This is a genomic window from Siminovitchia fortis, from assembly GCF_007681465.1.
Classification (GTDB): Bacteria; Bacillota; Bacilli; order Bacillales; family Bacillaceae_C; genus Siminovitchia; species Siminovitchia fortis.
Map to the genome: position 1 here is coordinate 15943 of NZ_VEKZ01000006.1, position 24428 is coordinate 40370.

At 44.9% G+C, this 24428-nt stretch carries 21 protein-coding genes and 1 pseudogene; 8 read left to right on the forward strand and 14 right to left on the reverse strand.

What is annotated here, in order from left to right; all coding sequences use genetic code 11:
* Window positions 1–5: 5 nt before the first annotated feature.
* From FS666_RS03440 to FS666_RS03450, 4 genes are all read right to left on the reverse strand, one after another.
* Window positions 6–1232, reverse strand: a complete 1227-nt coding sequence (locus FS666_RS03440; protein WP_244943835.1) for a Ger(x)C family spore germination protein — start codon at window positions 1230–1232, stop codon at window positions 6–8.
* Entirely contained in the window at window positions 1222–2835 is a 1614-nt protein-coding gene (locus FS666_RS03445) for a spore germination protein (RefSeq protein ID WP_144460615.1), read from the reverse strand. Before FS666_RS03445 ends, FS666_RS03440 begins: the two co-directional genes overlap by 11 nt.
* A 182-nt stretch (window positions 2836–3017) precedes the next feature.
* Window positions 3018–3170, reverse strand: a complete 153-nt coding sequence (locus FS666_RS19665; RefSeq protein WP_164876254.1) for a hypothetical protein — start codon at window positions 3168–3170, stop codon at window positions 3018–3020.
* A gap of 72 nt (window positions 3171–3242) precedes the next feature.
* Window positions 3243–4649: an FMN-binding glutamate synthase family protein gene (locus tag FS666_RS03450; RefSeq protein ID WP_144460616.1), complete on the reverse strand. Its 1407-nt coding sequence runs from the start codon at window positions 4647–4649 to the stop codon at window positions 3243–3245.
* 142 nt (window positions 4650–4791) lie between these two features.
* On the opposite strand from FS666_RS03450, the gene FS666_RS03455 reads away from it, so the two are divergent.
* Window positions 4792–5532, forward strand: coding sequence for a YqjF family protein (locus tag FS666_RS03455; RefSeq protein ID WP_144460617.1), 741 nt, complete (start codon window positions 4792–4794; stop codon window positions 5530–5532).
* A 162-nt stretch (window positions 5533–5694) separates the two neighbouring features.
* On the opposite strand, the gene FS666_RS03460 is transcribed toward FS666_RS03455, so the two are convergent.
* The 3 genes from FS666_RS03460 to FS666_RS03470 are packed head-to-tail and all read right to left on the reverse strand — an operon-like array spanning window position 5695 to window position 9259.
* The gene (locus tag FS666_RS03460) at window positions 5695–6801 is read right to left on the reverse strand and encodes a Ger(x)C family spore germination protein (protein ID WP_186306487.1); all 1107 of its coding nucleotides are present in this window, start codon (window positions 6799–6801) and stop codon (window positions 5695–5697) included.
* Entirely contained in the window at window positions 6798–7895 is a 1098-nt protein-coding gene (locus FS666_RS03465) for a GerAB/ArcD/ProY family transporter (protein WP_144460619.1), read from the reverse strand. The genes FS666_RS03460 and FS666_RS03465 overlap by 4 nt, the downstream gene beginning before the upstream one ends.
* A complete protein-coding gene (locus tag FS666_RS03470) occupies window positions 7892–9259 on the reverse strand; it encodes a spore germination protein (protein ID WP_144460620.1) in 1368 nt (455 codons plus the stop codon). Before FS666_RS03470 ends, FS666_RS03465 begins: the two co-directional genes overlap by 4 nt.
* A 936-nt stretch (window positions 9260–10195) precedes the next feature.
* On the opposite strand from FS666_RS03470, the gene FS666_RS03475 reads away from it, so the two are divergent.
* Window positions 10196–11197, forward strand: a complete 1002-nt coding sequence (locus FS666_RS03475) for an ABC transporter substrate-binding protein (protein WP_144460621.1) — start codon at window positions 10196–10198, stop codon at window positions 11195–11197.
* A gap of 216 nt (window positions 11198–11413) precedes the next feature.
* On the opposite strand, the gene FS666_RS03480 is transcribed toward FS666_RS03475, so the two are convergent.
* The 5 genes and pseudogenes from FS666_RS03480 to FS666_RS03500 form a co-directional block, all read right to left on the reverse strand.
* The gene (locus tag FS666_RS03480; protein ID WP_144460622.1) at window positions 11414–12667 is read right to left on the reverse strand and encodes a glycosyl hydrolase family 18 protein; all 1254 of its coding nucleotides are present in this window, start codon (window positions 12665–12667) and stop codon (window positions 11414–11416) included.
* Window positions 12668–12959: 292 nt separating this feature from the next.
* A complete protein-coding gene (locus FS666_RS03485; protein ID WP_144460623.1) occupies window positions 12960–13436 on the reverse strand; it encodes an SRPBCC family protein in 477 nt (158 codons plus the stop codon).
* A gap of 21 nt (window positions 13437–13457) precedes the next feature.
* Complete coding sequence (locus FS666_RS03490; protein ID WP_144460624.1) at window positions 13458–14156, reverse strand: Crp/Fnr family transcriptional regulator; 699 nt, start codon at window positions 14154–14156, stop codon at window positions 13458–13460.
* A gap of 45 nt (window positions 14157–14201) precedes the next feature.
* Window positions 14202–16096, reverse strand: a pseudogene (locus FS666_RS03495) (heavy metal translocating P-type ATPase).
* A gap of 12 nt (window positions 16097–16108) precedes the next feature.
* Complete coding sequence (locus tag FS666_RS03500) at window positions 16109–16330, reverse strand: heavy-metal-associated domain-containing protein (RefSeq protein WP_144460625.1); 222 nt, start codon at window positions 16328–16330, stop codon at window positions 16109–16111.
* Between the two features lie 343 nt (window positions 16331–16673).
* Here FS666_RS03500 and FS666_RS03505 point away from each other — a divergent pair, with 343 nt between their 5' ends.
* Window positions 16674–17171, forward strand: a complete 498-nt coding sequence (locus tag FS666_RS03505; RefSeq protein ID WP_120074919.1) for a TetR/AcrR family transcriptional regulator — start codon at window positions 16674–16676, stop codon at window positions 17169–17171.
* 77 nt (window positions 17172–17248) lie between these two features.
* Window positions 17249–18103 carry a hypothetical protein gene (locus FS666_RS03510; protein ID WP_144460626.1) on the forward strand — a complete coding sequence of 285 codons (855 nt, stop codon included), beginning with the start codon at window positions 17249–17251 and terminating at the stop codon, window positions 18101–18103.
* 29 nt (window positions 18104–18132) lie between these two features.
* Here FS666_RS03510 and FS666_RS03515 read toward each other — a convergent pair whose 3' ends face one another.
* Window positions 18133–19542, reverse strand: a complete 1410-nt coding sequence (locus FS666_RS03515; protein ID WP_144460627.1) for a glycoside hydrolase family 18 protein — start codon at window positions 19540–19542, stop codon at window positions 18133–18135.
* 101 nt (window positions 19543–19643) lie between these two features.
* The gene (locus tag FS666_RS03520; protein WP_144460628.1) at window positions 19644–20498 is read right to left on the reverse strand and encodes an undecaprenyl-diphosphate phosphatase; all 855 of its coding nucleotides are present in this window, start codon (window positions 20496–20498) and stop codon (window positions 19644–19646) included.
* A gap of 286 nt (window positions 20499–20784) precedes the next feature.
* Between FS666_RS03520 and FS666_RS03525 the strand changes: the two genes are divergently transcribed.
* The 4 genes from FS666_RS03525 (at window position 20785) to FS666_RS03540 (ending at window position 24326) form a co-directional block, all read left to right on the forward strand.
* Complete coding sequence (locus FS666_RS03525; RefSeq protein WP_120074909.1) at window positions 20785–22137, forward strand: hemolysin family protein; 1353 nt, start codon at window positions 20785–20787, stop codon at window positions 22135–22137.
* 240 nt (window positions 22138–22377) lie between these two features.
* The gene (locus FS666_RS03530; RefSeq protein ID WP_120074906.1) at window positions 22378–22908 is read left to right on the forward strand and encodes a DUF6932 family protein; all 531 of its coding nucleotides are present in this window, start codon (window positions 22378–22380) and stop codon (window positions 22906–22908) included.
* 61 nt (window positions 22909–22969) lie between these two features.
* Window positions 22970–23407 carry a helix-turn-helix domain-containing protein gene (locus FS666_RS03535; protein WP_120074904.1) on the forward strand — a complete coding sequence of 146 codons (438 nt, stop codon included), beginning with the start codon at window positions 22970–22972 and terminating at the stop codon, window positions 23405–23407.
* A gap of 247 nt (window positions 23408–23654) precedes the next feature.
* Window positions 23655–24326 (forward strand): GntR family transcriptional regulator, encoded by a 672-nt coding sequence (locus FS666_RS03540; protein ID WP_144460675.1) that lies wholly within the window; start codon window positions 23655–23657, stop codon window positions 24324–24326.
* The last annotated feature ends 102 nt before the right edge of the window (window positions 24327–24428 follow it).

Below are 24428 nucleotides of genomic sequence, written 5' to 3' on the forward strand. Positions count from 1 at the left end.
AGCCATCATTCGGAGTTATTTTTCATTTGGTACAGGTAAGGGTTGTTTTTCAAACCAGTACGCATGATGGAAGCATCAACGGATATTTTTACTTTCAATTCCGGGAAATGCTCTTCGTTCCAATTTTTTTGTAGGCGATCCCATGCCTGCGGGTGATTGCGGTATATGTTTTCTCCGAAACCGAAAATATCCGACTGGTTTGATTGTGCATGTTTGATCGATGCGTGTACTTGCTGTTTAATTTTCTTTTCCACCTTTTTGTCAATTTCATTTCTTACATATCTATCTTTCAGGTTGATGGGAACATCCACCTCCCCGATATTTCCTTTTACCCGAATCAGGATGGACAGGACAGGCTCGCCCTTGGAGACATCGGAGGTAACTTTTGTTTTTTCCCTTATGACCTGATAGGATATCACGTCTTTTTTATCTCCCCAATCGACCGGTACGTTCGTCTCCTTTATTTTATCCAGCGTCCATACAATACCTCTTGCTTTCCTTTTATCCACCCAATCAATCATATTGTCTCCTTTGAAAATGGCCAGGCCGTCGGCCGAAAGTTCAGCTTTTGGTTCAGTGTTGTCCAGGTTGCCGATGTTTTTGCCTTCTTTTACATTCCCCGTTACTTTAAAGGCCGGTATAATGGCTTCCTTTCCGGGAACGGTAAGGCTTTCCAGTACTTCCCGAATATTGACCGTCACGTGGCCCCCCCATAGTTTTTCAGAAAAATCCAGTGCTTTCATTATTTTATTGGCAGGAATTTTATCGATAGGAGTAGTAATTTTTAAAATATCTTCTGCCTTTGTTTCATGGGCAATCACGACCTTGGCGGTGTTCCGGAATTGGATATCCCTGTCAAGGGCATCAAGTACTCTGTATAGGCCTTCCTCTTTCGCCAGCTTATCTTCAATCACCACCAGGTTGGGGTGTGAATAATACAATATTCTTGACAGTTTACTGGATGCCTGCCGGGTTACTTCATAAATATTTTTTCCGGTTGCCTTATAAACAGTGACAGCCGGGCCTTGCCCCATTGACCCTCCCTCCACTCCCCCGGCCACATTGCCCGGATTTACAATTTGAAATGTGCCGACAAGCTTTCCGTCTTCACCTTTGTCAAAACCTACCGCCATGACAAAGGCCAAATCTGTTAATTCGTTATTGCTCCAGCAGCCTGAGAGTATAAACATATGGATGATAAGGAAAAGGCTCAACACTATTTTACGTCTCATTGGCACCACCTTGTCCCTTTTTGCGTATGGTCATTTCCCGGCTTCCGGGAGGATTCGGTTTATGCATATGTTCCCCATGGATTTGTTCGCCTTTCATAATCAGATTGGCCCTTCTCCTTGTTGTCCATAAAGGTACGCGGATCATTGTATCTCCTAAATTACCGATTGATAATGGGGCAAGCGGGGACGTGTACGGGACGCCGAATGACCGGAGACTGCATAAATGGACAGTGAGGAAGATGATTCCCAATATGACTCCGTACATCCCGAAAGTGGCAGCAATCACCATGAACAAGAACCTGATTAAACGGGCGGAAATGGCTATTGCAAAGGATGGGGTGGCGAAGTTTGCGATAGCTGTGATTGAAACGATGATGACCATCGCAGGGGAAACAATCCCTGCCTGCACTGCCGCCTGGCCGATGACAAGCGCTCCCACAATCGAAATGGCCGATCCCACAGGTCTCGGCATCCTGACCCCCGCTTCCCGTAAAATTTCAAATGTGATTTCCATCATGACTGCTTCCACAAAAGCCGGGAACGGCACTGATTCCCGTTGAGCGGCAATACTGATCACCAGCTGTGTTGGTATCATTTCCTGATGGAAGGTTGTCCCTGCAATGTAAATGGAGGGGGCGATAATTGAAATGAAAAATATTAATATTCGCAGGAAGCGAAGAGCGGTGGCTATATCAAACCGCATGTAATAGTCTTCAACGGACTGGAAAAATTGGATGAAGACTGCTGGAGCAATAAGGACAAATGGTGTTCCATCGACAAAGATCGCTATTCTGCCTTCAAGTATATTTCCTGCGACTGCATCCGGCCTTTCAGTATGATACAAGGTGGGAAAGGTTGTCCATGTCTGGTCCTCAATCAATTGCTCGATATAACCGGATTCAAGGATGGTGTCTATATCAATACTATTTAATCTGCTGCGGACCTCATCCACAATTTTATCGTTCACGACACCTTTTAAGTACATGATGGTCACGTTGGTTTTCGTCCTTTGGCCGATTTTCATTGATTCCGTCCATAAATTCGGGTTCCGTATCCGTCGTCTGACAAGGGCAAGATTTGTTTGGATTGACTCATTAAAGCCGTCCCTCGGCCCCCGGACTGTCACTTGGCTTTCCGGCTGTTCTACGGAACGGTGCTCCCCGCCGTGTGTACTTGCTGAAATCGCCTGATTTGTCCCATCGGTAAGAATAATGGTGTTGCCATCCATTAATTCCTGAAAAAAGCCATTCCATTCATGAATGGTTTTTAGGCTTCCCAATGCGACCCCTTCGTCTGCCAGCTGCTGCAGAAGTTCCTCAGGCGACCCTTCATATTGATGCGGGTTTGCCATGAACGATTCAAAAATAAAATCATTGATAGCTGCTTCATCAACAATCCCATCGACATAAACAATCGCAAAATTGGCAACAGGGGATTCTTCTGTCTTTAACGTCCTTATAATAATATCCGGACTGTTTCCTGTTTGTTGTTTAATGAATGCCAGGTTCTCCGGCAGAGAAGGCGATAGGAAGTCGGGCTCCTTTATATTTTTTTCGCTTTTCCCAAACAACTTTTTCTTTGGTCGTTTAAAAAGTGAAGACATTCATTTTTACCTCTTTTTCGTTGTTATGTGTCTAGCTCCAGCGCCTATCGACTAGCAGACTTCGCACCTAATGTGCTCCTGCGGCGCAGCTTATTCAGGATGCTTGGCTCACCTCGTCGCAAAGCTGCAGGAAGCTGACTCAAAGAAGTAGTACACGAAGTTTATCAAAGTAAGATGCTTTCCTACGATAAGTCAACATCGGCTCGTTCCTCGCCGTGTTGTCCGGCTGCGAGTGCCATCGGCTCGAGGTCATAAGCCAATCGCTGCTGAAGGCAAACTACGCCTTCTTCAGCGCTCGTCTTATGCTTGTCGCCGATAAGCAGGCACTCTCGCACTTCCTTATCCTTTATCTCGTCGGAGGCACTCCAGTCTGTACGTCGATGGGCAAGGCGCTTCCGCTTTTCTTATTATTTTCCTTTTCCGCCCAGGGGCTGAAAGGTATATGGTATTCCGATCATTCTTGCCGTCAGCTCATCGTAGGAAGTAAGATCTTTTCTTGAAAGCTCCTTCAATGAGCGTTTTCCCATTGCCCTCAAAGCCGTTTTCATCTCTTCGATGCTGGCGTTTAGAAACTTTTCCGCCGATTTCGCCCCGTCTTCCACCTTAAATTGATGACTGTATTTCCCTTCATTCCAAACGACCTGCGTCGGCGGTTCGAAAGGGAGGGCTTTGGTTACCTGGCTGTGGGCCGTTGCGAACAGTATGGCCGATCCCACATAAACGGCATCAGCTCCAAGGGCCAGAACTTTTAAAAAATGGCCGGGGATTACCAGTCCGCCTGAGACAACCAGGCTGACCCGGTCTTTCACTTTCCTCCTTTTTAAATGGTTCGAAGCCCGGACTACCGCATGTAATGTAGGTATTCCGAAATCATCGGCCAAAACCGGGGCACCTGCGTGAGTGGCCGCCTGTCCGCCGTCCACTGCGATATAATCGACACCCATTTCCAGAAGGTGATCGATATCTTCTTCAATTTTTCCGCCGGCTCCCATTTTGGCCCCGATCGGAACGCCGCCTGACTGGTCACGGAGTTCATCAACCAATTCCTTTAAATCCTTCAATGTCTGGTTTTCAAAAAAATGTTCGTGGATGATGGCATCTTCATCTTTTTTCAGGCCCATCACTTCACGGGCCCGGCCAGTCAGGTTTTTGGGTGAAATCTTTGCACCCATTGCAAGCTTCGCACCTTGTCCGAGCTTGATTTCAATCATGTCCGCACGCTTAATGAATTTTTCATCCTTTCCCCATTCCGTCTTTGAAAACTGCAAAATATATTTTCCGGCTGCATCCAATTCTTCCTGCAAGATGCCGCCTTCACCGGAATTGACAGCTGTACCGGTTTTGTTTGCGGCTTGTGCAAAAGACAATCTGACTTCCTTGCTGACACCGACTCCGTAGGCCATTCCGCTGATCATGAGCGGAATATCTATTTTCATCGGTTTTTTTGCTTTGGGCCCGATCGTGACACTGACGTCCACCTCGTCCTCGCTGGAAACAGCAAACGGAGAAGTCTGTGCAGGGATAAAGGTTATCGGATCCAAATGCGGCCAAGTCTTTGAAGAGCCGAGCGGACGGTGGAGGACATCACCGCTTTCGGTGCGCAGATTGTTTTCGAGTGCATTTTGAATTCCCATATGCTTGAAGCCTGGCATCATCTCGATGATATTTTCCTGATAACTGTCGGTAAAAATGATTTTTCCCGTCTGTCTCACAATCATTTTCATGATCGGGCGCCAGCTGAATATCACAATCAAAAATACGACAAATAAAAAAACAACGATTCCAAATGTAATATAGGACAATATATCTGCCATGCTCTTGTCCTCCAATCTCATATGGCTTGATTCTATTGTTTCTCAGATGGAAAAAACTATGTCACGCCTTTGAAAAATAGTGATGAAGCATAGAAAACAGGTAAAAAGCGCAAATTAACCCGAAAGGAAAGGAGATGAGACCGTGGATATATACAATAAATCGGCACACCGTCCGCTGCCCTTGCCTCCAAATAATTGGATCATGCGGCAGGCATGGCGGGATGTATTATTTCTCCATTGGCCCATTCAGCCGGAGCAGCTCCGTCCCTTTATTCCTTCATTGCTGGAAATTGATACATATGACGGGGCAGCATGGATCGGAATCGTGGCGTTTAGAATGGAGGGAATCTATTTCCGCGGACTGTCTTTCTTTTCTGTGGTTGCTCCTTTTTCCGAAGTGAATGTTCGTACTTATGTAAAATATAAGGGCAAACCCGGCGTATTTTTCATTTCTCTCGATGTGAACGACTGGGCTTCTTTGAATATTGCAAAAAGATGGTACCGCCTCCCATACCATTCGGCGGACATTGCCATAAGACGGAAAGGGAGTACCATCTTTTACGAATCGGTGCGAAAAAATCAGCCGGCCCGGTTTGAAGGATGCTGTACACCGAAACAGGAGGAATTTTTTGCGGCAAATGGCACCCTTGAGCATTTTCTTACAGAAAAATATTGCTTTTACACAGCCGGCAACAAAACAGATGTTTTTCATGGAGACATTCATCACCCTCCATGGCCGCTGCAAAGAGCGGAGTTCCAAACTGAAAGGAACACACTCTTTTCGCCATTAAACCTCGATATTTCCGGAGAGGCTCCGATTGTCCATTTTTCCAAAGGGGTCGATTCGCTGATGTGGAATGTAATGAAATTAAAAAAGCTTTAGGCCCGGTACTTTTTCGGAAAGTCGAGAGTATTTTTCGGAAACATTTCCCGCTGGCCAAATCCAATAAAATAAGCGAAGGGGGCATGCTCTTTGCATGCTGCCCTTCACCATTTCTGCAGGCCTGGGCATGATAAAGAATTTTGCAAACAGAATGGCGTTTTCCTATTCTATCGTCCCGGTACTCATAATTTTTGCATCAACGGAAACGTCAAATGTCAAATCAGGATATATGTTTTTCCATTCTTCAATCCTTTTTCCATTGCTTAATCTTGTTGCTTTATACCTTAATCCAAAGCCCAAAGGATCGACATCCTTATCCTGAAAGAGTGTCAAAAGCTTCAAGGCTTCTTTTTTTGTGTGTTTGGCTGCCCGACGGCTGTATTTGTTTAAATCCTTAGGTGACATATCAAATTTGGATTCTTCAACAAGCCCGACGACTAAAATATCCATTTTCAGGACGGGTTTTTTACCGGAAGTGATAATCTTATATTTTACCTTTGCACTATCAACGGAAAAGGTGAATTCCTTCTGCCCTTTGCCCACTTTAATGTCCATTTTATCTATATTATTGGCCAATAAATTATAATATTTTGTTTGCATAGAGGAGAGCTGTAATGTCTTAGTATTTTTGACTCCGGAAAAAACCACTGATTGATTAACCATCAGCTTATGCTTGTCCCCTTTTGTCTGAATGATGGGAAGAATCGGATCAAGCCCGCTTTCAACTATTTTCCTTCTTGCATCAAACAGAAAGCTTGAGACAATATAGGGACTTTCAACGCCATTGTCGGAAAAAAAGTTGCTGAGAGCAAATGTACCGGACATTTCCGTTTTGGGATGAACTTTCAATACTTTTTCAGCGGAGGGTTTCCCAACGGCGACCCATGAAATCATTTGGATATCTCTTCTTCTGAAAAAAAAGTCCAAGACATCATGCAAATTGTGTTCCAAAATACTGTCTCCCAAAACAATCACTTTGGCATGGCCAAAATCTAGTTCCTTATCTGTATGGCTTTTCAGAAAGCGGATGGCTTCTGACAGACTGGAACCTTCCTTGGAAATATAAGCGTATTTGGTTCCTGATTCCTTTAAGGAACCGGATGGAACAGCTAATTTTAAAATCACTTTATATGGCTCTTTCTCATTGTCCGAATGGTCTATGCCTATGGCCTGCACGAAAATCCGCTTATCAATATCTTTGAACCCGCAGCTTGAAAGGAACAGACAGGCGGCAAGCACAAGGAATATCTTGAAAAATTGTCGTTTCACGCCTTTGCCCTCCTTTTTATGAACCAACAGACTAAAAGGAAAATGACAATTTGGAAGGGTACAGCATTGAAGAAATAGCTTGAATACAATAACAGCTTATACTCGGAAAGGGCTGTGATAAGCTTTAGTGTAATCATCCAGAAGACGGCCAAGTAAAGGTATGGCGTCAAGTTCATTTTTTTCCATTGAAACCGCTTGAACCAAATGAAATCCTTACATGTTTCAATGGCTACATGCCAATGAATCAGCATACTTAAGAAAGAAATGGCCAGAAAGAACGGCATGAACAGATAAATGAGCCGCTCAATAAGGCCATATTTCATCCGAAGCGTATCACTCGTAGTAATAGCGGGATAGACCAGGTGGTCTATATGATTGAAGCCATTTAAGCCGATCGGGATGAAATAGGCGGCAGACAACACGGAAATGCCGGTCACTCCAATCAAAAGCAATTGCTTCCAGGTCAGACGGCGCTTTTTTTGAGTAAAGGCACGATTGAAAATGATGATATTCATCACACCGACATAAACAAAGGAGGAGGCAGAAAAAGCACTGTAATTGGGAAGGTGATTCGTATGCATAATCGCTTCCCTCACAAAGTCCCATTCAAATTGATCACTGAAAAAAGGTTTTATCATCATGTAAATAATGACGGGTATTGTAATAAAGAGAATATTTTCTACGGTGTTCAGAACGGTTTTTGTATTCATCAAAATCCCGAAAGAAACAAAAATTAAAATGCTGGAGGCAATCCATAACAATGACATATCCGGTGTCAGATATCGTTTAAGCATAAAAGAATAAGTGATTAAAGTAATGAGGCCGCCTACAAACCAAAAGGCTATGATGAATGTCAAAAATGGATAGTAAAACCAGGAAGGGGCATATTCCTTCAATAATTCAGGAAAGCCTTTTTCCGGGAACTTGTTGAAAAACTTTACAAATGAGTAAACGATAATAAAACCGAAAATGACTGACAGAAGCATGGAGGGGATCGCACCGTTTAACCGTTCGTTCAGAAGGATTTTCGGTACTGCCGATATCATGTTTGCAGTCATATTGACAAACAAAAGGTAATACATAAAGCGGTTCATGATTGGCTCCCCTTAATCTCTTGATTCCTTCCTTTATAGAAAAATTTCAAGTAAGGCTCCCCAAAGCTGCTTTTATTCGTCAAATACATGATAACCCCGAGGACGCCGAGCATTAATCCGGCCATGCCCGATACAGTGGCAAAGAATAAAATGACATATCGGAAGACCCTGATGGCAAGACTCATTTCATTAATGGGAATGACAAAAGTGGAAATGGCCACCGCAGAGATGATAATAACCATCACATTGGACGTTAGTGCCGCTTCTGTTGCAGCAGTGCCCAAAATGAGCCCCCCGACTGTAGTGGCTGTTGCACTCACTATTTTTGGCAGCCGGATACTTGCCTCTGTCAGCAATTCCATGACAATCAACATGATCAGGACCTCAATGAATGAGGGGTAAGGCACTCCAATCCGGCTGCCTGCTATAGATAGAGCCAACTCCGCGCGAAAAACATCCGGATTATAGGAAGTGACCGCCACGTATAATCCCGGCAAAATTAAGCAGTTAAATAAACCGATATACCGAAGAATAACTGAAAACCTGGACACCCAGTAAGTGTGATAGCTGTCCTCGGCGGCTGTCATGAAATCAAAAAATATGGCGGGGGCCATGATAACGTTGGAGTCCCCATCAAGAAGGAGGAGGACCTTCCCTCCTGCCAGATTGTACACCATCCGATCCGTTCTTTCCGTCATCATCATGCTTGGAAATAATGAAAATCTTTTGTTGTTAATCAGAAATAATAATTCGGAACTGGATTGGACGATATCCCTGTCAAGGGCATTGATTCTTTTTTTTACCTTTTCCAGCGCTTCATTTTTTACATCATCCCGATCATATATGATCGCCAATGATTGATTGGATTTTTTTCCGACCGTCATCATTTCAATCGTAAGGGACGGCTGGTGATAGCGCTGACGAATAAGATTGACATTTGTCATGATGCTCTCGCTCAAGGCAAGCTGCGGCCCTTGAATGCTAGGTTCCACATTGCTTTCCAGGACCATATCATTGCTCACCAAATTAAAGTCAAACAAAAGAAGGGAATCATTGACATGAATTAAAAGACTGCCTTTCGTCAGCTCCAGCAAAATTTGCTCCTTTGATTCAATGTCGATCTGATTTGGAAGAGACGTCAAGTAAGCTTCCACATCATTCATGGAAGACAGTTCAAAAAAAGTCCTGATGATGCCTTCCTGCAAACGCTGGCCGTCAACGACCGTTTTTATATATATAAGCTTGATATGTTTTTTATCGGTGTGAAGCGGTTGATGTACAAAATCAAAGGAACCCTTCAATTCCTCCTCAATCCAGCTGATCGTTTCAGAAGGAGTGTACATGATCGGGATTTTTTTGCGCATATGTATGAATCTCCTTTTGGGGCCTGTCCCCCACCACGTTAAAGTGTTAAAGCGATCTATGCTTTATGCTCAAAACATACTGGTGTTATCTTGTCACGAATGGGTTTGTAATATGCAGAAGGAAGGCATGATATTCGGAGACACAATCTATAAATACTCTTTTGGAGCTGTCTAAAAAAGCCCCTAAAATAAATCAAGCGGAGAAAAACGATCTTTTCCTCCACATGATGGATTCCTCAATTAAAGGGATAGAGGACCCTAATCCGGGCGTCCGCACAGGAGGCTTACCAAGCGAACGCGGTCACTGTTAGGAGTCTCCAGTGCCCGTGCAAGAGACTAATCGTCGACCACGGTCACTTTACTATTAGCTCCGTTAATAGCAGTTCCGGCTTGACCGTTTCGATCGGTCGAACTGGGGACATTTTGACATTGCACCGGCGGGAATTTTTTATTTCTTTTTTTTCGTCATTATCCATCTAATACTCATAATCAAAATGAAGCTTTGTATAATTCTCTAGGATATCGGGATAGCATAGCGGACAGTATTTTCTGCGGGGACGATTCCAATCACTCGGCAGCAGCGATAGTTGATTTCTCCAAAAGAAATTTTCACAACATGCACATTCTTCCTTGTTCATAAAAGAAGGCAACCCCTTTTTCAAATATTTTCATTTCCTTTTCATCTTATGCTCCGCTATTGCCCAAAGGGTGGGCGTTTGCCCTAAAACAATCTTGATTTGGACGGTTTCCATTTAATGTAACCAGCCGTCTCGTGATTTTTCGATCCAATTAAACCGGTAAAAATTCAATTGACAGTGCATACACACTAGTCTATAATTTTTTCGAAATCAATAACTTCAGACTATTTTTAAAAGGGAGGAAAGTGAACGCTATTTATCAAAGGGGAGTTTCAAAAAAAATGGGGGTAATTACAGCGTGAGATTTAAAAAAAGTATTCTTTCATTAGTGGGAGCAATTTTCATCCTTGGGGCATGCAGCAGCAATTCCTCCGCGCCCGAATCGGAGCCGGCGGACGAAGGTGAAAAGGAAAGCAAGGAGACATATACGATCGGCGTGACCCAGCTTATGGAACATCCGGCATTGAACCAGGCAACTGAAGGGTTCAAGAAGGCGATTGAGGAAGCGGGGCTTAACGTTGAGTATGACATGCAAAATGCCCAAGGCGACAACAGTGCCAATGACACGATTGCTTCCAACTTTGTCGGCCAAAATGTGGACCTTATTTTTGCCAACTCAACACCGAGTGCCCAGGCAGCATTGAGTAAAACAACGGAAATTCCGATAGTTTTTACATCTGTCGTTGACCCGGTCGGTGCGGAATTGATCGATTCCATGGAAAAACCCGGCGGTAATGTCACCGGGACAAGCCACCATCATCCGGAATCAATTCCGAAAGCCCTGGAGTATTTGAAAAATGAATTGGAAGCCAAGAAAGTCGGAACCGTCTATAATGCGGGAGAGCAAAATTCGCGCGCCCAAATCGATAAAATCAAAAAACAGATGGATGAATATGGATTGGAATTGGTCGAAGCGACAGTTTCCACAAGTGCGGATGTAAAGCAGGCGACGGAATCAATCGCCGATCAGGTCGATGCTTTTTATTGCATTACCGACAACACTGTAGTATCCGCGTTTGAGTCAGTTGCCGATGTTACGACTACCGCAAAGGTGCCGCTGCTGGCGGCCGATCTTGATTCCGTTCCAAGAGGCGCCTTCGCTGCATTTGGAGTAGACTTCTTTGAAGTCGGCCACGGAGCAGGTGAAATGGCAGTGAAAATTTTAAAAGGGGAAGCCAAGCCTGCAGACATTCCTGCAGAGCCGCCGAAAACATTGAAGTTTATGGTGAACAAGGAAGTGGCTGATACGATCGGAGTGAAAATCAAGCCGGAATGGGAAGCTGAGGTTTACGAAAAGTAATAGAAAAGATCTCCTTTTTTAGGGAGATCTTTTTGCTTATACCAGGGGCTGGCTTATAAAATTGTGGATTTGGCCATATCCCGGGTCCCGGCACATATCCCTATTTCTCGGCTCATAATTTGCGGTTTAGGTACATATCCCAGTTTCTAGGCTCATAATTTGCAGTTTTGGCGCATATCCCCGGCTACCCGGCACATATTCCAAAGGGCAAGATACTTACCTTTTTTTTCTGAAAAACTCCCGGACCAAAAAGGCGGACTGGGGGAAGTGCAAGCCCAACTGCCAGGCGCCCATCCCTCTTATCTTGTAATCTACGGCCAATTGAAATTTTGTTGCCCGTGCCCGCACATCCTCAAACCAGACGACGTGTCTTCTTCCATTTTCATCCCAATATGTGTAATGGGGCTGCTGATATTCTGTGGAATATTGGATCGGCACTTGGTACCTCATTGCCGTTGCATATGCATTGGAAACGGAAAATGCACTGGCGCTGGCAACTGTGCCATTTGACATCGTCCAATTATATCCGTAGCGGGGGACGCCCAACACAATTTTATTCCTTCCCATCTTCGTGAGGGCATAGTCCAGTGTTTTTCTCACTTCTGTGATGGGGGCTACAGGCCCGGGATCGCTTCCGGCCTCATGCCAGTCATACGCCATGATAAAGACGAAGTCGACTGCAGCTGCAATGCCGCCGTAATCAAATCCTCTCAGCCACGGGATGTTGTCGGAAGTCTTTGCAGGAACAGCCGCGGAGATACTGAACCCCTCCGGTTTCAGGCGGTCCCTGAGGGCCGCAAGGAATCCGCTGTACAAATCCCGTTCACTCTCGAGGACCTGCTCAAAATCCACATTGACACCGGCGTAATTTTTACTCTTGACCAAATTATAAATATTATTGATTACCCTCTGCCGGAGTGTAGGGTTATTTAAAATTCTTTTAGTCAATTGCGGGCTAAACCCGGTTTCTGTCAAATTGGTGATAACCGCAATCGGGTTGGAACCATTCTCTCTGATGAGGGAAATGAGCTGACGGTCATCCAAAGCACTTAAACTTCCATCTTCTAAAACATGATATTCAAACACACCGAAATTCGTAATGATCGGTGCAAAGGTTTGTACGTTAATCCGGTTTTGCGCGGGCGTAGCAGGGGTTAAATAACTGAGCCCTTCCTCCGTATATTTTTCTCTCGGCGGCAAATAAAGCTCCATTCCTACGGTTAATTCATCGGATTGAAGTCCATTGTACAGGCGAATCGTTTCCGCCGGAATGAAAGTCATCTGGGCAATGGAAAAAAGCGAATCGCCAGGCTGCACAATATATATATTCGAAGGGACAAGCAAATCCTGGCCGGGAACGAGCCGGTCCGTTCTCAAGCCGTTAGTGATGCGAAGGCTGTCCATTGAAATCCGGTACTTGGCCGCGATTGAAAACAGAGAATCCCCCAGTTTCACAACATAAATAAACATACGGCACCCCGTTTCATTTTCAGCAGATGGTCTTTTAAAAATATATATGAAGAGACGGCTGCTCATATGTATGGGAAGGGAAGGAACATGTCTGAATGATTTGGTCCGCGAAGAAGGAGGTGTGGTCCAAGGTTGATGGAGTATGATGGGGGCGGGGAGGAAATGATCCGAAGTTGATGAAGTATGATCCAAGTTGGTCCAAAAAAGGCGGGTAATGATCGGGTGGAGTGTGGTAATGCAGGGATATGATCCGAAGACTCTTTAAATGAAATGAAGCCACTAGAGCTTCATTTCATTTAATCTTTTTTATCGCCTGCACGTATTGTTCATACCACTTTTTCCATTCTTCTGTACGGTCGATTGCACGGCCATCCAGCAACGCGCCTATCACATCCAGGCATACATGCCATCCGGCAAGATCCTTGGGTGTGTGATCCGTTATGTTGTTGATTTTTTCAACCAAGATTAAATCACAGCCATCCGCCCGGGGGTGCAATTCAAAGCGGACACTGTCTTCCCACCATGAAAATTCCAAAACGGAAAAACTCCTGAATTCTGTAATCTCAAGTTTCTCAAAGGTGCCGTCCCCCATATCAAATTGCATAAAGCCGCCTTCCCGAAGGTCGCCAACCTGCAGTTCAGGAAACCATTGGGCGAGTTTTTCATTTTCCGTCAACCAGGACCATACTTCTTCGACGGAATGATTCAAGTGACGTTCAAATCTGGCAATGCAGGTTTCCCTCGTTTTTTCAATGTGTGCTATCACCATTGTTCCTCCAATCGCAGTGTTTTACAGCATTTCCAGTGCTTCCATATCTATAATCCTTATCTTTCTCTGGCCAGTCTGCTCAATCCAACCGTTTTCCTGGAACTCTGCCAGCGTACGGCTTACGGTTTCCGGTGTCGTGCCCAAATAGGAGGCAATGTCTTTTTTCGGCATGGGCAGGGTGATGGAGGAGGAATCGTGGTCGGTAGCAAGCTCCACAAGATAGGCAGCGATCCGTTTTTCAGTATCTTCCGAAGTCAGGCTGCTGACTAGCCTTTCCGTGCGTTCCAAGCGTCGGCTGAATTCTTCCATGATTTTCAAGGAAATGTTGGGGTATTTTTTTAAAAATATTTCCAAATCACTGCGCCGCATGACACAAAGGTCGGTTTTTTCCATTGCAACAGCATAATGGTCAAAGGGCGATCCTGAAAATAAGGCGAGCTCGCCCATAAAATCGCCCGGCTCCAAGATGCGGATAAGTTGTTCTTTCCCTGATTCTGATAAGCGGAAAATTTTCACTCTTCCCCGGTGGACGATATAGAGGTGGGCAGAGGTGTCGCCGGCTCCGTATATTTCTTCCCCTTTTTCATATTTCGTGGATCGTGTGGCTTTGACGATTTCCTGCATTTCATTCTGATGTAAATGGTTGAAAATCGGAACCAAAGAGACGCAGAGTTTCTGCATCTCTTTAACATTCGGCTGAAGGTGTCCGCATTTCCTCATAGGTTACCCGCCCTCTCATTGTTAATAAATTTTTTACCCTTCCGATCAAGCTGTTTTCGTACCCAGTTTGTATGCCGCTGTGCGCACTCCTGCTCTTTTTCCATTATTATACCGAACGAGGCGGACCGCGTTAAGGATGACGATTAGGACACTCAGTTCATGGATGAGCATTCCGGAAGCGAGAAAGACCTTTTGAAGCAGAACGCCGATCAGGAGCAAGGTGACGGTTCCAACCGCGAAGAATGTATTTTGTTTCATGTTTCGGACAGTCGCTTTCGCAAGGGAATACGCGTGTGCGAATTGATCGAGTTTGTCGGCCATGAGAACGATATCCGCTGTTTCCATGGAGATGTCTGTGCCGGATCCGCCCATCGCCAATCCAATATCCGCGGTGGCGATTGCCGGGGCGTCATTGATTCCGTCTCCGGCCATGGCGACGTGTGCACCTTTTTCTTTCAGCTCTTTCACTTTCGCAACTTTATCTTCAGGCAGCATTTCCGCAAAAACATGGTCGATGCCCAATTTATCTGCAACGAGCTCAGCTGTATGGCGGTTGTCTCCTGTGAGCATATAGACTTGCTTCACGCCGGCAGTTTTTAATTTTCCGATGGCTTCCGCGGCTTCCGAGCGGACCTGGTCAGCAATGGAGATAATGCCTTCGGCTTTGCCATCTGCCGCTGCAAAAATCGCTGTGTTTCCTTGTTTTTCTTTTTTAATGGCATAAGCTTCGACCTCAGGTTCGATTACAATTCCGCTGTCTTCCATCAGTTTTCTGTTTCCAACCTCAAGGACCCGGCTTTTAACCTTTGCACGGAGTCCGTTACCTTTCACAACTTCCACGTCTTCCGGCTCATTTGTAAAAGACAGGCCGCGAAGCTTGGCTTCTCTTACAATCGTCTGCCCCAAATGGTGTTCGGAGGCGACTTCCGCTTCGGCAACGAGTCCGAGCAAGGCGTTTTCGTCCATGGAGAAAGCTTTGACATCCGTCACTTCCGGCTGACCTTTCGTCAAGGTGCCGGTTTTATCAAAAACAACCGTGTCCACTTTGCCGAGCTTTTCCATACTTTCGCCGCCTTTGATCAACACGCCGTTCTTCGCCCCGTTCCCGATTCCTGCAACGACTGACACGGGTGCAGAAATGACAAGCGCTCCGGGACAGGCGATGACGAGGAAGGTCAGGTGAATTCAATGTTTCTTGTAAAAATAAAGACGATGATCGACAGGATGACGATGGCTGGTGTATAAATGTTGGCGAATTTCTCAAGGAATTTTTCCGTTTTCGTTTTGGACTCCTGGGCTTCTTCCACAAGCTCGATAATCTTGGCGAACGTTGTATCGTCGCCGACTTTTTCAGCGATGACTTCGATATAGCCGTTGTCGATGATTGTTCCGCTGAATACTTTGTCATCGGCTTTTTTACCAGCTGGAGAGGATTCGCCGGTGATGGCTGCTTCGTTGATAAAAGCAGAACCTGTAACAACTCTTCCGTCCACCGCCACTTTTTCTCCGGACTGGATAAAGACGCGGTCGCCTTCTTTCACTTCATCCACAGGGATGGTGACCTTTTCGCCGTTGCGGAGAACGGTGGCTTCCATAGGAGCCATGTCGATCAGGGATTTAAGGGAAGACCTCGTTTTTTCCAAAGTGCGGGCTTCCAGATAAGCTCCGAATAAAAATAGGAAAGACACCACGGCAGACTCTACATATTCGCCGATAAAAAGCGCTCCGATAATAGCAATGGATACGAGCAGCTCAATGCTGAAAGCTTTCATGCGCAGTGACTGAACCGCTTTGATTACGATGGGATAGCCGGCAATCACGGTGGAAAGGATCAATAGATAGCTCTTGTATTCTCCGAGTCCTGTCAAATGGAAAAGAAGAGCTGCCGCGAGCAGCGATCCGGTGACCGCTGCGATGCGGGCTTTCGTTTGTCCGGTCATGATTCTCCCTCCTTAGGCAACTTTTTTGGATAAAATGGGATAGCCAAGCTTTGTGATGATTCCTTGTAGTTTGTCTGCTGAAACGACTGCTTCGTTATAAATCACCTTGACTTTGCTGGAATAGAACAGCACTTTTGCTTCCTGAACGCCTTTTTGTTTTTTGAGTGCTCCCTCGATTTTTTTAATGCAAGATGGGCAAGTGAGAGCTTCCATTTGGAATTTAACGGTTTTCATTTAAAATTCCTCCTTGTTTTTGTTGTTGATATCTCTTTCTATCCTTATTTTAAGGTCTTTTGGCCATTGGCTCCTTGACGGGGGTCAAGTTTGGAAAAGAATTTGGGGCCTGTCCCCCAGCACTTTAACGCGTTACCCCAGTGGGGGACAGGCCCCTTATATGGAAAGATGTGAATTTCACCTGTTCCTTCGACAAATTATTATTGGTTAAGGCAAAGGGAGAGGAGAAGGAAAATGAATAAAGAGACGTGCAGTCTATTCGTTGCGCGTTTCTTTTTTGTTTGACATAAATTTGTATCCGTTATAATATTTATTTATTAATAAATAAAAAAAGGATGATCACATGGCAAAAGAAGATAAAAAAGAACTGATCATAGAAAATGCCGTAGGAATTTTTGCAGAGATGGGCTACTATAAAGCGACTACCGCAATGGTGGCAAAGGCAACCGGCGTAACACAGCCATATGTGTTCCATTTTTTCCAAAATAAAGAGGAGCTGTTCAAAACGGTGATCGACCGTGCGTTCAGCCGGCTTTATGATACATTTGCCGAAGTGGCAGCACCTGCCGATCAGTTGATTGAAGCGATGGGCTGCGCTTTCTCGGAAACTATCGGGACTCACCGGGATGAGGTATTGCTGATCATGCAGGCTCACTCGATTCCAGAAGAAGGGATCAGGGAGCATGTCCGCAAATTGCACCAAACCATGCTTGATGCATTGACGCAAAAATTTGAGAGAGCAGGAATTCCTGAGGCCAAAAAGACAGCGGCACATTTTATTGGCACAGGCTTGCTGATCACGGTTGCGGAAGTATTGGATTTACCGGAACTCATTAAGTAAAAAAAGAAAGTGATGAAGCTTTCTTTTTTTGAAATAATATTTATTGATTGATAAATAAGAAGAAAGGGTGAAAACTAATGTTCAATGGAGAAAAAGGGCTTGTCATCGCTGGGTTGATAGGTTTTTTGCTCGCGGCACTAACTGGTTCGGCCATTCTCATACGTGGGCCTATTGTTTTGCCTGAAGGTGATCTGGGGAATGCATTTTCGTTTAACGCTGCTATCGGTATTTTTATTCTTTCGATTGCTGCGGTTCTGCCGTTGGCCGGGTTCAGTCACAGGAAAAGGAGGACGGTCCGGTGGCTGTTCATCTTCTCATCTCTGTATGCTTATGCTATCGAAACGATTCAGCATTTCCGCGGTTTGAATCCCCGGTTTTCACGTGAGGGAGGCGCAGTTGATGCGATTGCCGGAATGGCCTTTGGCGTTGTTTCATTATTGCTCGTAACCTTGTGTGTCTTGCTTTTGATTCAATTTTTCAAAGTTTCGCATAGGCCGCTTCTCATACTCGGCATCCGTTATGCATTTTTATCCGTATTTGCTGCCAATCTCGCAGGTGTGGGCATGGCCCTGCTGCAAAGCCGATTTGTTGGAGGTGCAGGAAACCTGATCGTGCTGCACGGGATGGGATTTCATGCCTTGCAAACATTGATTGTGTCCGGCTGGCTTTTGGAAAAAGTTAAAGGAAGGGACCATTTGAAAAAAAGACTCATCCATGGTGGAAGCATCGCTTGGATGCTTGCCATTTTATTGATAGGGGTTCAAACGGTGCTGGGCCGACCTGTATTTGAACTCTCCTTGCTGCCGATCCTTGCAGGCCTTCTGGTCATCGCTTGGCTTGCAACCGTATGTGCTGCATTTGTTCTTTTTTTAAATGCAGGGGAAGACCCGCGAGCTGATGCAACTAAAATTATGGAAAAACCGGTTACATGAAAAAAGCCGGAGAGGAGGCCTCCGGACGGCTACATTTTCCTAATAATGAAATTATCCTCAAGCAGCAGCCAATTCTGCGGAAACGGATAGCCGAGGACCCAATAGCTTATTCCGCGTAATCCGTACTCTTTTACTAAATCGAACTTTGCCTGGGCGCTGCGCGCATCCTCGAACCATACTTCGTGGCGGCGTCCTTGTCCGTCCGTATACCGGAAAAACGGGGATTGCGCCCTTTCGTTATATTGGATGGCGGCACCGTACTGCAATGCCCGGCGGACGGCTTCCTGCATATCAAACGTTTCGGCTTCCTGTCCCTGAACATGGGGAAGCAGCCAGTCGCGGGCATATAGTTGGAACCCCATCATGATTTTATTCCTTGGAATGACAGTAACGGCGTACTCAATGACCCTCCGGATTTGGTTGAGCGGAGAAATTGCCTGCGGCGGTCCAAGGCGGTATCCCCACTCGTAGGTCATCAACACGACAAAATCAACAATTCGGCCGTGCGCTTCATAATCGTGCGCTTCATATAAAAGTCCTTTCTGTTCACTGCTTGTTTTAGGGGCCAAGGCTGTTGATACAAAATATCCGAGCGGATGCAAGCGGTCGACCGCACGTTGAAGAAATTGGTTATACAATTCCCGGTCCGTCTGCCGTACGTTCTCAAAATCGACGTTCAATAAGCGGTAGCCTTTTTCATTCATGATATTGATGATATTTGTCAGCATCCGTTCTTGGAGAGCAGGATTAGAAAGAATCGTATGAGCCAGCGTTGTTCCGGGGTTTTGGGCTGTGAAATTTGTGATACACATCATCGGAACGACATGTCTTTCAATCGCTGCTTGAATGATGGGTGTATCGTTGATTGATCCGAGGGTTCCGTCCGCCTTCATGATATAGGCGAAAGGAGATGCGTACGTAAGGTGCCGCCCCACTTCCCGGACTTCCCCGGCGCCGGTCCCGCCCATATTGATGGTATAGGCATTCACATCAATGACAGGCTTTGGAAAAGGAATCGTCAACACAGCACCTGTTTGAATGAGATTCGGATTTTGAATCCTATTCAATTTTACAATTTCCTGTACAGTCGTTCCGTATCGCTGGGCAATTTGCCAGAGAGTTTCACCTGATTGAACAGTATGGATACGGGCAGGGATAACCAGGACAGTACCAATCTTAAGCATATTCGGGTTTGCCAGTTGATTTACCCGTACAAGGGCATCCAGCGAGACACCATACCTTTGGGCGATCTGCCAAAGCGTTTCCCCGCTCCGGACGACATGCTGACGGGCCGCAATCGGAACAACAAGGGCCTGGCCGACAGTGAGGCGGTTAGGGTCAGGCAATTCATTTGCCGCTGCAATTTGAGAAACATTGCTGCCATAGCGGCGGGCGATCCCGGATAGCGTCTCCCCGCTGCTGACAACATGAATGATCATAAACATCCTCTCCTAAACAAGTCATATGATAAATGTATGCGGAAAGAGCGGCGGCAAGAATAAAATATGAGGGGACAGGCCCCCGGGCCTGACCCCTCACACTATTTGATATTGATGTAAATTATCAAAATCACCGCAGCCAAGACAACCCTGTAAATTGCAAAAGGCATCAACTTGATTTTGCTGATCAATGCCAGGAAGAAACGGATGGACAGCCACGCAAAAACAAAGGCGCTGATAAAACCGACAACAAAAAATGGAATGACGTCTACGGTGAGAACATCCATTTTTTTATATAAAGAGACGGCGCTCGCCCCGAACATGATCGGCACAGCCATAATAAAGGTGAAATCTGCCGCGGCACGGTACTTCAATCCGAGCAGCACCCCGCCTGAAATCGTGGCGCCTGATCGGGAAAAGCCCGGCCATAGGGCGATGCATTGGAAAAGGCCGATCAAAAAAGCCTGCTTGATTGAAATGTCATCAAGGCTTGTTCTTTCCGTCGCCGAAGAAGAGGATCTCGCTTTCCAATCGGCCGCCGCCATTAAAATCGCCCCGGCCACGAGACTGATTAAAACTGTCTCCACGGAAAATAGGTATTTATCGATAAAATCTTCCAATGTAAATCCCAATATGGCGGCTGGAATCAAGCCGACGATTACGTGCGTCAAACGAAGACGGGAATGTCCCTCTTCCGGTGCGGGTGAATTCGCAGTCCTGATTCCGATCAAGCTCAAAATCCTCGGCCAAAAAACGATGGCCGCCGCCAGAACGGAGCCTAACTGGATGACCACTTTGAACGTATTGGCCACTTCCTTTGACTTCAGCAGCTCTTCCGATTTTAATAAAATATCATCAACAATAATCATATGGCCTGTCGACGAAACAGGCGCAAACTCTGTCATGCCTTCAACAAAACCCAATATTAGTGCAACAATGAATTCCCAGATGCTCATTTCTATTATTTCCTCACTTTCAAATCACTGGCCTCATTTTACATGTAAAAGTCGAAAAAGAAAACAGGAGATTTCCGAATGCGGTCTTCAAGACTTGTCCACTCTTACTATTAGACGCTTTTTTTTTCGCCATTCCTACGCGGCTGTCGAAAATCATGCCTGCATTAAATATATGAACTTAAGAAAACGTATAGTATAATATTTTATAAAAGTGTGTTCGGCCAAAAGGCGGACAGGCAAACTTAATTCTTGGGAGGTGTGCGCCTTTTTTTGAAAGGCGAACCATTTGGACGTTGTCAGTTTACTCTTAATCGTATTATTGATCGCATTGACTGCTTTTTTCGTAGCAGCTGAATTTGCTATTGTAAAAGTCAGAAGTACCCGCGTTGACCAGTTGATCGAGGAAGGAAAACCTGCTGCCAAGGCGGTAAAGCATGTCATCACACATATGGATGAATATTTATCGGCGTGCCAGCTCGGGATTACGATCACAGCCCTGGGAATAGGGTGGCTGGGTGAGCCTGCCGTCAAATCGCTGTTCGATCCTTTGTTTGCAAAAATGGAGCTCGGACCGGCTGTCACCCATATACTTTCAATCACAATCGCTTTTCTGATCATCACCTTTTTACATGTTGTCGTCGGTGAACTGGCCCCTAAGACAGTGGCTATTCAAAAAGCGGAAGAAATTTCCTTAATGACTGCAAAGCCGCTGATCTGGTTTTACCGGATTGCTTTCCCGTTCATCTGGGTGCTGAACGGTTCTGCCCGCTTGATGGTGAAAATTTTTGGCCTTCATTCGGTATCAGAGCATGAAGTTTCCCATTCAGAAGAAGAGCTCAGAATTATACTTTCTGAAAGTTTTAAAAGCGGAGAGATCAATCAGACAGAGCTGACATATGTGACCAATATTTTTAAATTTGATAACAGAGTTGCAAAAGAAATTATGGTTCCCCGTACGGAAATGGTTACATTTTCAACTGATGAAGAGATTGACGATTGGGTGGATGTGATCCAGGATGTGAAATTCACCCGATATCCCGTACATGAAGGCGATAAAGACAATATTATCGGGTTGATTAATATAAAAGATATCTTATTGGAGCAAATCAAAAACAGGGATTCGGACAGCGAACTGGAGATATCAGCATTTATCAAGCCGGTCATCCATGTAATTGAAACGATTCCAATCCGCGACCTGCTGCTGAAAATGCAGAAGGAGCATACACATATGGCTATCCTCCTCGACGAATACGGCGGCACATCGGGCCTTGTCACTGTTGAGGATATTGTGGAAGAGATTGTTGGGGAGATCAGGGACGAGTTTGATGCGGATGAGGTGGAAGATATCACGAGGGTAGGAGAAGACCACTTTATTTTCAGCGGAAAAGTACTGATACCGGACGTCAACGACCTGCTTGGAACGCAACTTTCCGACGAAGACGTCGACACCCTTGGCGGGTGGATTTTATCGAAAAAATTTGATGTGCTGGAAGGGGAAACCCTCCATTCCGATGGCTTTGCTTTCAAAGTCACTGAATCGGACGGACACCAAATCCACTTCGTCGAGGTGTTCAAAGAAATCATAGACGAAGCGACTGCAGAAGCCAACGAAAAAGAGTTAAATCACGAAGAAGCATGACGAAAAAAAGCGCTGTTGAGGGCGCTTTTTTGTGCTTTAAGAGGGGGGGCTTTTTTTGTTTTTTGGGGACAGTCCCTCTTAACGTAGATTGTGGGCAAATTGTATGACGGGTCCCAAACAGAATTTAATTATCGGATTATTGAAATCACAATTTGAACGAATAATTTTCATGTGTTAAAATAAAAATAACAAATATGTCAACTTAACATATAAGTTAATAAAAGGGGATGGACGGCGAAAATGGACTTTAATCATTTTGGTTTATTAGCCCCCGGTGATCATGAATATACCATTGATCAGTTAAAGGAATCGTTTTTGGTGAATGGACCAAAAGATGAAAAGCTTTGGGATAAGGAATGGAGACTTTTTTTAGTTGAAAATTTATCACTGATGGTAAATCAGCTTTGGAAAGTAGGCATTACTGAAATTTATATCGATGGATCTTTTGTAGAAGATAAAGCACACCCAAATGATATTGATGGCTATTTTGAATGTGATGTCCGGGATTTGCCCACACTAGTAAGAGAATTGAATATTCTTGAACCGGATAAAATTTGGACTTGGGATAACAAAAGCAGAAGGCCATACAAAGGCTTCACAAAAAAACAATTGCCGATGTGGCATAAATACCGCGTAGAGCTATATCCGCATTACGGTCAATTTTCCGGAATTCAGGATCAATATGGACATGATTTGTTATTCCCATCCGCTTTTAGGCAGACAAGAGATACATTTAGACCAAAAGGCATCGTGAAAATAATAGATAGTTAAGCGGCTTATTAAGATCCCTATTAAATAACCTTTTAAAAACATAAAGGTGCGTGATTTTTACATGATTAAAACAGAGAGTGCTTATAAGCAAGCTGTTGAGAAACTTAAACAGGACAAAATATTTATTAAGGAAAAAAGAGAGAAATTATTAGAAATGGGCCTAGAGGAAGATCATATTGAGCTAGCCATGCAGCCATATATTACTTTTCATGAGCAACTGAAAGAAGAGGTTGAATATTACGAGCAGATTAAGCGCGGGGAGTTCGGACCTGTATTTAATCTCCAAACGATAGGTAAAACGCTTATAGCCTATAGAATTTACATTGGTATGTCACAACAGGAATTAGCAGAAAAATTAGGAGTCTCACCATCCCAAGTTTCTCGGGACGAAAAAAATGAGTATTTTGGTGCAACAATCGAACGCATTCAAAGTGTCATGGATGCGATGGGCATGATTTCAGTAACTAAAATTGAAACAAATACAATTGTTTCAGCATAGTAATACTTATAATTAACGGAAAAAATACCTGGCGCCTAGATCCAGGTATTTTTACTTTTAAGGCAGGCCCCCGCCGAACAAATTAAATAGGCAAATCAGGCTATTTCCATTTTTCTTTGTCCAACCGCGGCGTCCATTGACAGCAGACTGCGATATGAATGAAATCAGAGCGTTCCTCCGCCCGAAACTAAGCGCCCTCTCACTTCCCCTTGACTTCATATATGATTTTACATATGATAAAAGCATGATGAAGAAAGAGAATAAACAACAAAGAGCCTATCGGATTATTAAGTCAAGGATTGTAGAAAAGGTTTATGTACCCGGCCAAAGGCTTGTGATTGATCAGCTGGCAAGGGAATTGCAGACGAGCTCCATACCGATAAGGGAAGCGATCCGCCAGCTTGAAGCGGAGGGGCTGATCGAATACAAGCACAATATCGGGCCGGTTGTGGCGCCGATCAATGAGTCTGAGTATTACGAGAATCTCCAGGTTCTTGCTGTCCTTGAGGGGTATGCAGTGGCATCCTGCTCGCAAAATTTCCCGGCTGCCAAGATCATGAAGCTGAAAGAAAAAAACAAACAGATGAAGGAGGCTTTGGAAGATTTCGATATCATTGCGTATGCCAAACTGAACGCAGAGTTTCACCAGCTCATATACGAGGAGAGCCCAAACAAGGTTTTGATCGAAAATATCCGGAACTTATGGAAACGCCTGGACTCCATCAGGGGAATCGGATCTACGCTGTATTCCGGAAGGGTGAAGGAATCGATCAAGGAACACGAAGAAATCATCTCTTTGCTTGAGAAAAAAGCGGATCCGCAAACGGTCGAGGAATTGGTTCGTACGCATAAACTACGCACAGCGGAAGATTTTGAAAGACGCCGTTCCATGAGAATGGAAAATACGTTGGAAAGTTGAGAAACAGTACGCGTGAGGTCTGTTTCTTGTTTTTAAAAAGAAAATGTAAGCGGTTTCTATTGTTCTTTTTAAAAAGTGTTTGACATGATATATGTAATCGTA